At 48.5% G+C, this 10691-nt stretch carries 5 protein-coding genes and 1 pseudogene; 1 reads left to right on the plus strand and 5 read right to left on the minus strand.

Annotated elements, in window-relative coordinates; genetic code table 11:
• Both A3750_RS26660 and A3750_RS00785 read right to left on the minus strand, forming a co-directional pair.
• Positions 1-6851 (minus strand): annotated as a pseudogene (locus A3750_RS26660) (hypothetical protein); the annotation flags it as partial.
• A 24-nt stretch (positions 6852-6875) separates the two neighbouring features.
• Entirely contained in the window at positions 6876-7595 is a 720-nt protein-coding gene (locus A3750_RS00785) for a hypothetical protein (protein ID WP_068455863.1), read from the minus strand.
• A gap of 53 nt (positions 7596-7648) precedes the next feature.
• Here A3750_RS00785 and A3750_RS25205 point away from each other — a divergent pair, with 53 nt between their 5' ends.
• Positions 7649-7792 carry a hypothetical protein gene (locus tag A3750_RS25205; protein WP_156492394.1) on the plus strand — a complete coding sequence of 48 codons (144 nt, stop codon included), beginning with the start codon at positions 7649-7651 and terminating at the stop codon, positions 7790-7792.
• 133 nt (positions 7793-7925) lie between these two features.
• Here the strand turns inward: A3750_RS25205 and A3750_RS00790 are convergent, their stop codons facing one another.
• The 3 genes from A3750_RS00790 to A3750_RS25610 all read right to left on the minus strand — a co-directional run.
• Entirely contained in the window at positions 7926-9662 is a 1737-nt protein-coding gene (locus A3750_RS00790) for an SLC13 family permease (protein WP_068455866.1), read from the minus strand.
• A 12-nt stretch (positions 9663-9674) separates the two neighbouring features.
• Positions 9675-10067: a hypothetical protein gene (locus A3750_RS00795; RefSeq protein ID WP_068455868.1), complete on the minus strand. Its 393-nt coding sequence runs from the start codon at positions 10065-10067 to the stop codon at positions 9675-9677.
• 133 nt (positions 10068-10200) lie between these two features.
• Positions 10201-10691, minus strand: a 491-nt coding sequence (locus A3750_RS25610; protein ID WP_197474772.1) for an SGNH hydrolase domain-containing protein, incomplete at its 5' end; no start/stop codon positions are given.

Raw genomic sequence — 10691 nt, forward strand, 5'->3', positions numbered from 1 at the left:
GGTTCTGGTTCTGGTTCTGGTTCTGGTTCTGGTTCTGGTTCTGGTTCTGGTTCTGGTTCTGGTTCTGGTTCTGGTTCTGGTTCTGGTTCTGGTAAAGGATTGTCTTCAGGCGTTTGCTCGTCAACAGGCGGTATATCGTTGGACTGATCTTGATCCGGCTCTTGGTCTTGCTCCTGATCTTGGTCTGGTTGTTGACCTGAATCTTGCTCCTCTTGTGCGACGGTCACCCAAGCTGTTTCTGTTGAATAGCCGTCTGTTACCTCATACCAAAAACCCGCTTCTCCTGCGAAGTCATCATCAGCCTGAAAGTGAACTTCCTGATTATACGCATCAAATTCAACCCGTCCGCCGAAGCCCTCATAGACAGTATTCAAGGATAGTCCCGCCAGGCGTTCGGTGACGTCGTTTGCAAATAAAGTAGCCGCACCTATATGGTGAATCTGTCGAAGGTCAGCCTCAGAACTGAACACGACATGGTCGTCACCCAGCTCCAAAACATCTTGCTGGGAATAGGACACGGTGACGTCTAACCACTGGGTCCGAGCGTCTGAACCATCGCTGACGGTCGCCTCAAACCCAAAATTGTGATGCCATTTCTCCGCGGGTTGCCGAAGCTCAACGCCTCCAGAAACAGCCGCTGCCCAATCCGGTACGAAGGAAATCATTCCTGCCGAAGAATCCCAACTAACCTGGCCATTTTCGGGATTCCCTACTGAAATCAGTTCGGCCAAATCGCCTTGATTTAAGTCCATAAGACGCACAGGATCATTTACTCCATGCCTGTCATAAACGCTCACAGGAAACGTAAACGCTTGCGGCTCTATGTAGTCATCATTATCCGTATATCCGCGCAAATCGCCCCAGACAAGCGGCGCACTATTTTGGTGTTCTACATCCAACCTGATTGGCGCCGTAAACGGCTCACCATCAACGGAATACTCCAAATCAAACCAAGTGCTGCCGACGAAGTCGGCATCAGGGATCGTAAACCGCACTAGCGAACCATAGGCTTGAGCTCGGAGATCCCGCTGCATATTTGCAGACCCATCATGCATCTGCCATCCAGAAATATTGAGATCAGCACTGTTATCGAGCGAGAGCAGTTCGCGCAATTGATCAACAGAAAGGTCTCGTTCCAAGCCCTCTAACGGATATTTTGGGTCATAATTATTAGAGAGCTTTAAGCGATGATAGACGCTGTCGTCATAGGGCAGGCTCACTTGGCTTAAGTCAGCTTCGAACTCTCTGTCGGGTATATTTAGCGTTTGGGCTGAGGCAGCATCCTCTTCAGGAACCGGTTCGTCGGAGGGCACTGCTTGCGTATCGGTAGTAGCATCGGTCGTAACATCCGAAGCAGATTCGACAGCGGCCGTTTCGGAAACCTCGGCCGCATCAGACTCCGCCTGCGCTATCTGAGATTCAACGATATCTAAAAGAGCCTGCCTACTATATTGCACGACGCCTTCACTGCTCTCAAAAACAACCCTGCTTAAGGATCCTGAAAACAAGACTTCGTCCTCGAGAGATTCGAAACCGAGCAAGACATCGAACCAGGGTGTTCCATCCAGCAAGGGCGTTATTTTCATATCTGAAGCGCTGAAGCCCTCGCCAAACACGAGAACACTTTCTCCTCCCCTTGATGAGTTTGCCCGCACCTCCACGAATTCGAAACCCGGATTCAATTCGATAACATGCACACCATCGTCAATATGCACTTTGTCCTGACCGGGGCCGGGATTTACACGGTTAACCGACTGCTGTTCCAAATAGAAGCGATCATCGCCCGAACCGCCATAAAGCTCGGAATAGCCCCCTGTAGTGCTCAACAAGTCATTGTCAGCACCACCATAAAACGCTCCACCACTCCAATTGCTGTTTATCCGAACACCCGAATCATTCCCCACTACCGTAGTAAATCCGGTATTGGAAATATCAACAACTTGGTCGCTTTCTCCGGCCCGATAAAGCTGGTTCGTCGCTTCACCAAGATACACATCTGACGGACGCGCAACATCAAAGAAGACCTCGGCATCCTCAGCTGCCAAAAGCTGTATCTTTTGCGTCGCACTGCCGGCAGAATTTGTTGCACTGAGTAGTAAGGTCATGGATCCAAGACTCGGGGCAGCCTCGCTCACAAAGAGCTGCATTCGTTCAGCATTGAACTGCATCCAGGATGGCAGAGGCGCGCCATTGTTCAATGTCAGCTCCCAGACAGGCGAATCGCCAGTAACATCGGAAGTCTCGATATCAGGAACAATGAGAGCTGTCATTGGAAGGTCAATCACCTGCGCCTCACCTGCTTGCGCAAGTGCATCCAGCGGAATCGAAAACGCCTCGTTCCGCGAAGAGAACGGTCTGCGCGGCCCTTCAAACAAGCTAGTTATTTGAGTCTCGGACAGCACCGTGCCATTAACTGAAATCCCAGTAAACAAGGCTTCCGGAGCGCTCGTAGATTCGGAACTGAGCGTGATCGAACCCGCTTGTTGATGCCCTTCAGCTACATCCAGCCTTAAACCATCTGGCGTGTCTCTTAAGCGCAAATCGGCAGAGGTAAATTCTCCTGATAAATCTAGAGATATTGTTCCCGATCGGTCTACGTCAGCCAATTCAATACGATCGTGCCCATCACCGAGTCTATAAACGTAAGTCGCCGTATTACCCGCTTCGAGTTGAGTGCGGTCATCTCCCAAGCCTAAATTCAGGGTGTTGTTATCGGTCGCCACGTACACATAATTATTTTGAGCATCGCCGGCAATAAGGGAGTTCCGTGCCTGCAGCTGAGCGTGGAATGTATCGTTGTTTTCAAACGCAATATTCTCAAACATTCGAACATCGTTGAGGGTTAGAGAGCCTGAACGCCCCTTAGCTTGGAATAATGCCGTATTTCCATCAAGCGATACATCGAGTGTTTGAGCCGAAAAGCCCTTAGCCAAAACCAACGAATCGCTGCCCGTATCGGCCCAACCTTCTTCTACAGTGACACTTGCTGCGCCGGCATGATAGACATACTGATCACTGCCCAAACCACCAGAAATAAAATCATTACCACCATCACCGGCTTCATTGTTTTGGTTCGAAGCATCGCTGTCGCTTGCATTTTGCTCCACAGAAAGAGACATCGCACCCATGGCATCAGAGCCAACCTGATCTTCGGCTACAGCTTCATACGGTCGCCCCAAGATAAAAGTATCGTCGCCGCTTCCGGCAAGAATTCGGTCATCACCAGCGCCAGATCGATAAACCCGCCCTTGCACTTCATGCGAATGGTCAACGCTCTTATCGAGATCATTTACCCAAACCCATTTCTGCGAACGCCCATTAGTAACGAAGTCCTGATACTCGCCCTGTAAAACCAAGCGCAAGTGATCCGCGGTTTGGCCAAGAAGCACCGCAATCGTCCGACCATCAATTGTGCTTTTTAGGGTTGCCCTCCCTCCCGTGGAAGAACTAAGTTCAAGCGACTCTGCCTTGAAGCCAACTAAACCCGCATGGTTGTAATCCAACTCGTCATAAATGAAGTCATATTCCAAACCATCGAGGATGTAATGATCAACACCCTCACCTCCGACCAAAATGTCATTCCCCGCTCCACCACGGAGAACATCATTACCTTGCTGGCCATAAAGCTCATCATTGCCAGCCCCACCAATGAGCATATCGTCGCCACCACCGGCAAGTATCAGATCATCGCCCGCGCCACCATCCAGAACATCTGCGCCGTGTGCGCTATCAGAAACCGTAGACTGTTGGTCAGGATTAATAAGATAAACACCGCCAACACTTATGCTTGACCCAGTGTACTGCCCATCACCAAACAGGATATCGTTATCGTCCTCGCCATAAAGCATGTCGGCACTGCCGCCTCCGATGAGGGTATCGTCACCAGAGCCTCCGCGAAGTGTGTCATCGCCGTGATATTCATGAGCTAGCGCGACCTGTAATTCACCTTCATAGATAGCGACATCGCCATGCAAAATATCGATTTCTGAACCACCATCAAGAAAGTCCGAACCGCCACCACCATACAACTCATCTCGACCACTGCCGCCGATAAGCACATCATTACCGTGGTAAGCACCGGCTAAATGCTCGGTACGTGCATCGCCCCAGAGCTTATCGTCACCCTCGCCGCCAAAAACAACATCGTTACCCCATTCAGCTTCGACCCAGTCATTTCCCGCTCCTGCATCTATACGGTCCGCGCGCTGATCGTTTGGGTTTTCATGTTCAAGGCGACGCAAGGCAAAACCATTATCGTATTCAAGACGGCCATCACCATGAATCGTATCCTCCCCAACTCCTCCGATAATAGTGTCGCTTCCCTCACCACCATATAGTTTGTCGTTATCGGCTTCGCCGGCTAGAAAGTCATTTCCTTCATCACCAGAAATCTGGTCGTTGCCAATGCCGCCATATAAACGATCATTGAAGCCATCTAGCTCATCCGATGACTCGTCTACATACCCTGATGTCAGTGCATCACCCTGATATTTATCATGCACATTGCCAAAAATAAGGTCGCTTCCATCGCCACCAAAAACTAGATCCGCACCGAAAAAGCCCGCCAGAAAATCAAAACCCTCCGCACCATCGATCACGTCATTACCGCCACGACCATAAAGCCAATCGCCAAAGTAGCCGCCCTGCATCACGTCATCTTGATCACTTCCTTCAAAATACAAATCCAGAAGCTGCTCACCATCGCCATTCGTCAAACGAACGGGGATCGGGTTTTCCGAATAGGCATAGGTAAGCGATTCATAATGATAAGGCTTTTCGAGCAGGGACATATCCAAGACCATGCCACGCTCTTCAATGGTTTGCTGCTCATTAAATGGATCTTCAAGACGATCTATCTGGCGAGGTTTGATCTCGAACAGATCGCCATTTTCCAGTTCGACAACACCCGTGCCGATGAGTACGGCATCAGTTGGCTCGGCTGGCTTCTCGGGTGCCGCACTGTCTTTTAGATCTAAGCCAAAAAGATTTGGCGTACCATCAAAGTCATCTAAGCGAACGCTCGCTGCCGGGGCATCGCCTTCAGAAGGGCGGATAACAAAAAGCGTCCCCTCTCCAGACTCAACAAATAGCATGCCCATTGATTCATAGATACTTGAACCTTCACTAACGGCGCTGGCCAAAGACAATGTGTTGCCATCGAAAACGATTTGGTTTTGCCCGTGTTGATCGACGATCAGATTGTGCCCGTCACCTTTATTGAATATATAAGTATCGCTGCCGGCGCCTCCCTCAAGATGGTCATTACCGCCATGCCCCTCAAGCACATCATCACCGCTGAGACCATAGAGCCGATCTCCTGCGCGATGTTCACTACCGGCAATATCGTCCGCGGTATGAGAACCAAAAACGACGTGCTGTTCGTTGTCCTGATTGGTATATACAGAGTCGTGACCGCGAACATAGACTTGCGCTTGCGGCTGTCCGTTGGCATCGGCCTGATTGATTGAATAGTCGTCAAAGAAGTGCGTGGCGTCTGTACCTACTTTCGCGCCTATAGCGTCACGGGAGTTCAAGTCCAAAGCATTGCTTGCGAGTTGGCGCTGATAATAATCAATTCGATCAGCCCAAAATGTCTCGGTATAGTGCTCGGTGCCATAAGCATCATCATTAGCACCATTAGCAAAAATACCCGAGCTATACGCTTCAATCGGGTAGACGATAAAAGGCGCGCCTTCCAAGAGCGCATAACGCAGCGCTCGGCCTATCGAGTTTGTATCATTGAGCGCTGTATTCAGAGGATTCTCAAAGCTATCAAGAGTCGCCAACTGAAAGCGCGGAAGCCCCCCTTGCGTTAGCGTTTGATAGAACTCTGCTGCCTGATTAGCCGTCTGATAAGAGGCGAACTCACCACCAAGCACCGTTGAAAGGTGCCTCATCAAGGTATTGAGAGAAATAGCCGCTTCATCGGGGTTAGTCATATCCGGTTCGCCAGACGGGCTTATACTCACCTCCACTTCTCGATCGAACGCACGCCAGAGAATATGGTCAAACTCTGCTGAAGATAGAGTACTTTCAAAACTCTCAAACACCCGACGCACAGATAAGGCATCTAAAAGCAAAGACATGGAGTGACTATCCGCGATGCCCTTCGGAGGCTCAATGAAAACAGGTTCATCCCTACCTAGATGAGTAAAGGTGAGACGATTAGCGGTAAGCTCAGCACCGGGTTCGGCGTAAACGTTGGTGAACTTACCATCAAGTTGGTCACGCGCGACTATCGATTCAGGTTTGAGAAAGAACTCTTTTAAGTAGTTATAACCGGCGTCTAACCAACCAATGCCTGCCGCGTTAAAGGTTGTGCCTTGGCCGATCAGCTCAGGGTAATCCAAAGCGAACATCGCAGAAAGATGGCCTCCTAAAGAGTGACCAACAACGTTCACCAAACCCAGCTTATCCGATACGGATTGGTTGTTCTCGTCCAGGATATTATTATCGACCAAGAAGTCATTTATCGCAGAGACCTGAGTCAAGCCGAGATAAGGCTCGCTGAGGCCTATTGAGAGAAAGAAGTCAGTAGCAAGATCAGCTAGAGGAAACCCCTCCTCTTGCCAGGGTTCGGTTCCCCTAAAAGCTAGGGTGAGCTGCCCCGTTTCAAGATCTTTGAAAAGAGTAAGCGCAAGACCAAAGCTTTCATTGTTGATGTAATCAACTATTGCATGCCGCTCAGCGAATTCTTCAAATTGAGTCTCTGTCCAACCTATTTTTAAAAACTTTTGTTTGGTTTCGGCCTCTAAAGAAAGCTTTAAGTTAGCATCTATATCTTCGTCAACAAGGCTCACATAAGCAGCACTCGCTCGCATAGCCTCAAAGTAGTGACTTGTCTCATCCATGAGCCAAACTCTCCATTGTTGGTGTTAATTAGCTGGTTTTAATACTACGTCCTTAAATCTACCTACTGTATGATTTATCGACAACGACTCGCATACCAATTGCCTTGCAGTTCCTCGCTCCGAGGAACGAGAAAATAGAGTAAATGTAACTTGTTGAGCTAGTAGCTCTCGATCACCGGCGATGTTTTCAACAGTCCGAACTCCTTTCATCAGTTCAGACTCATACTGATCCGAAAGTTTTTGAATCTCGATCCAAGAACGATAAGCATACAAACTTTTCGGTTCATCGATTGATTCTGCCCCCAAACACGAGTCGATTTTTCTTGGGGCGTGGTTAGAGAATTTTTCAATCCTATTCAGAATTTTCTGATCACATTTATTATCACCTAAAGGGTACTTCGTTATTCTCCAAAACCCTTTATCTTTTATATGTTTCGATGAATTCGTCTCGCGCACTTCAAGCTCAAGATATCTAAATTTCGACCATGACAAGTAATGCCAACAATTGCTCTCACACTTATCAAGAGACTCATCAAAATACCCTTCCACCTCAACAGTTCGATGCACAACACGCCCAGCCTTGGTCGCGCATGCCTCAGCAAGCTCTTTAATACCAGGCACATCTTGCAGGCGAGCAGGAACGGTATATTCGATGCCCGTGCGGGGATCGGTTACTTGAATGGGAAACAGCGAGGCACAGCCGGAGAGTAAACAACTTACGGTGATGATAATACCAAGTTTCATGCGTCCCTCATGAAATGATCGATACAGGGCAAAGCCTAGAAGAATATTTAGAGATGAAATTAAAGAAGATAGGGGCGGGAAACGCAATGCGTGCTGGCCATCCTAGCCGGCGCGGTAAACCGCTGCATTACGTCCTTTTCCCTTTCACGACCACCATCCTTGGTGTGCTTCCCGCAATAGATTACGAGTCGCTGTAACAAATCCGTTTGTCTTCGCTATCCCTATGTGTGCATATTAAGGAATCGTTGGATGAGAAAATATAGGAGATCTCGTAAATGTCTGTAAGAGATCTCTTACATACCCATAGAGCGTGATAAAGAATGAAGACCATCAATACACAAGAGGCACAAGCGACACCACGACCAAGCCATACACAACCGCCACGGGCCAGCCTGTTTTAACAAAATCTTGCAGCCGATAACCACCGGCATTCATCACAATTAGGTTGGTTTGATACCCATAAGGGCTGACGAAGCTTGCGCTCGCCGCAAAGGTCACCGTCATCACCAGCACCATCGGGTCTGCGTTCATCGCGCCCGCCAGACCAAGCGCAAAAGGGAACATCAACGCTGCAGCGGCGTTGTTTGTTACCAGCTCTGTCAGAAACCAAGTCACAACATAGACGGACAGTATAATCGCCCAAAGCGGCATACTCATTAGCACCTCTGATGCTTGATGTGCGATTAAAGTGAATACGCCTGAACTCATCAACGCCTTTGAAAATAACAATGCTGTGGTAATGATTAACCATAATTGCACAGGTAGCCGTCGCAATACTTCTTGCCGATTAAGACAACCCGTTAAAAGGTAGAGCGCGAACAGCAAAACCAATCCTTGCAGTAATTCCACCATGCCGCTTGCAGCCAAGGCAATCACCGCAACAAAACCACCAATAGCCAAACGCCCTTGAGCATCACTTAGTATGTGGTCTGGCTCGACCCCGGAAACAAACACAAAGTTGTTACTGAGGTTATTACGACTGTGGAAGTCAGCACCCACTGCCAACACAAGGAAATCGCCAGCTTTGAGCTCTATCTCACCCAGCTTGCCTGATACGGCCTCACCGTCACGCTTTATAGCGACAACTGCCGCATCAAACTTGGCCCGAAAACCGGATGATTTAAGACTCTTGCCCACAAGATGACTATCTGGGCGAATAAGCACTTCGCTAAGGTTGCTGCCCATTACATTTTGGACGCTTGAAGGCTGTTTGTTCGCAAACAAAGACAGGCCGTTCATCTTCAATAACTGCTCTAGCTTGCCTACATCGCCATTGAAAATAAGGTGATCGCGCTCTTCAATTACCTCGTCTGGCGATACAGGGCTGATCAAACGTCCATCCCGAACAAGCTCAACTAAAAACAAACCTTCCAGGTTACGTAATCCATTGCTTTCAATACTCTTTCCGATCAGGGGGGACCCCATATCTGCCTGCGCATCCATTAGGTAGTGGCTCGCCATCCCGCTCTCTTGGGGTAGCTCTTTAAACTCCGGACGAATCACCAACAGCACGACACCACACGCACATACCAAGGCCAAACCGACCAAAGTAAAATCAAAAAAGCCAAGCGCAGGCAAACCCGAATTGATCAACATACTGTTAATGATCATGTTGGTTGAGGTTCCAACAAGCGTAAGTGTGCCGCCCAGAATCGAGAAGTAGGAAAGAAAAATTAAAAGCCGAGAAGGCGCATGATGCGGGTTATTTTTTATGGGGGCGATGAGCGCCGAAACCACCGCCGTATTGTTAAGAAAAGCCGATGATAGCACGGTAGTAAACATCAAACGCAGGCGCGTACTCAGCAAGCCAGGTTTGATTAGCCGTACACCCAACAGGCGAATGTACGAGGTCTTCTCAATCGCTAGCGAACACAGCATCAACAAAACTAAACTCACCACCCCAGAATTTGATGCGCTGGCCAGAACATCATTCGTGCTAACAAACCCAAAGCCATACAGAGCGCAAAGCGCCACACCGAATATTCGCGCTACAGAAGCAATGCGAAAAACGAGGCATCCAATAACAGAGAAAAACAGCAAACAAACCGCGAGCATTTGCCAAGACATGTCTTTTACAACCTATAAAACTGACCGACGATCATTTAAGGCAAAAATACCCTTGAGCAGTCGATACATCACCCAAATGCCGACGATCAGGAGCATTGGCAAACCGATCACCACGCCAATTACTGTAAAGATCAGCACACTGGCAACCACAAGCCAAAGCAAGGCAAGCCAGAAGGTGCGAATCACCCAACTAAAGTGGGAGGCAAGATAAGTATTATCGGCACCGTTGCGCCACATATAACTCATGATGACGGCAATAATGGACGGCCAACCCGATAGAAATGCGGTAACAATAAACGCCGGCGTCAGTAAGCCATTCAGCGCACTAAAAATATGCAGCAAGTAAATAATAAAAACGATGCGTTCGAGACCCGCGGTCTGCTTTTTTGATGCTTCAGTGAGCATACCTTTCCTTTTTAGATTTATTAAACAGTCTCAGGCCATCATACCGGCTAGCTGTTCTTTCGCGAAGCATTGCCGGAATCGTTGTGGCATACAAAAACAAAGAACATAGACTAAGCAAACGGCATTGAAGCTTTTATTTAACACCACCCATTTCTTCCAATATTTTGTCCACAACGATTCCAGCTCCCAAAGTACTCGTCAAATGATGAGAGTCGCGATAAATCGGATCGCCGTCAATCGCATTAATGCACATCTCATGTGGGCATAGCTGATCAGCTATTGCGACTCTTTTAACACCTGCTTTTTCGAGCTTTGCAAACAGATCAAAAAAGTCCTTCGCGGCCAGCTCATATTCTTCTCTAGGCACACCTAAAGCATTCACATCTTCACCTCGATATACGGCTCGCTTCATTGCTTCAGGTATCGATTCAGTCATTCTGGGCGTCGGGTCGACAACATACACTGTAAAGTCGCTGGCCAGTTTTGTTAACTCGAGCTCCATACGTTTCAAGACTCGTTGTTTTCTCGCACTTTCGGTGTCCACCTCATCACCAAATCGCTCAATTACATCAAGCGGCCTCCCCTCAAAAACAAGATTAGAACCGTTAAGGTAATATCCTAAAA

The sequence above is a fragment of the Oleiphilus sp. HI0079 genome (assembly GCF_001635105.1).

Excerpts from the sequence above, each read along its gene's own strand:
- A3750_RS00790 (WP_068455866.1), bottom strand. The coding sequence starts at position 9,662 with ATGTCTTGGCAAATGCTCGCGGTTTGTTTGCTGTTTTTCTCTGTTATT.
- A3750_RS25205 (WP_156492394.1), top strand. The coding sequence starts at position 7,649 with ATGAAATTAAAGAAGATAGGGGCGGGAAACGCAATGCGTGCTGGCCAT.
- A3750_RS00785 (WP_068455863.1), bottom strand. The coding sequence starts at position 7,595 with ATGAAACTTGGTATTATCATCACCGTAAGTTGTTTACTCTCCGGCTGT.
- A3750_RS00795 (WP_068455868.1), bottom strand. The coding sequence starts at position 10,067 with ATGCTCACTGAAGCATCAAAAAAGCAGACCGCGGGTCTCGAACGCATC.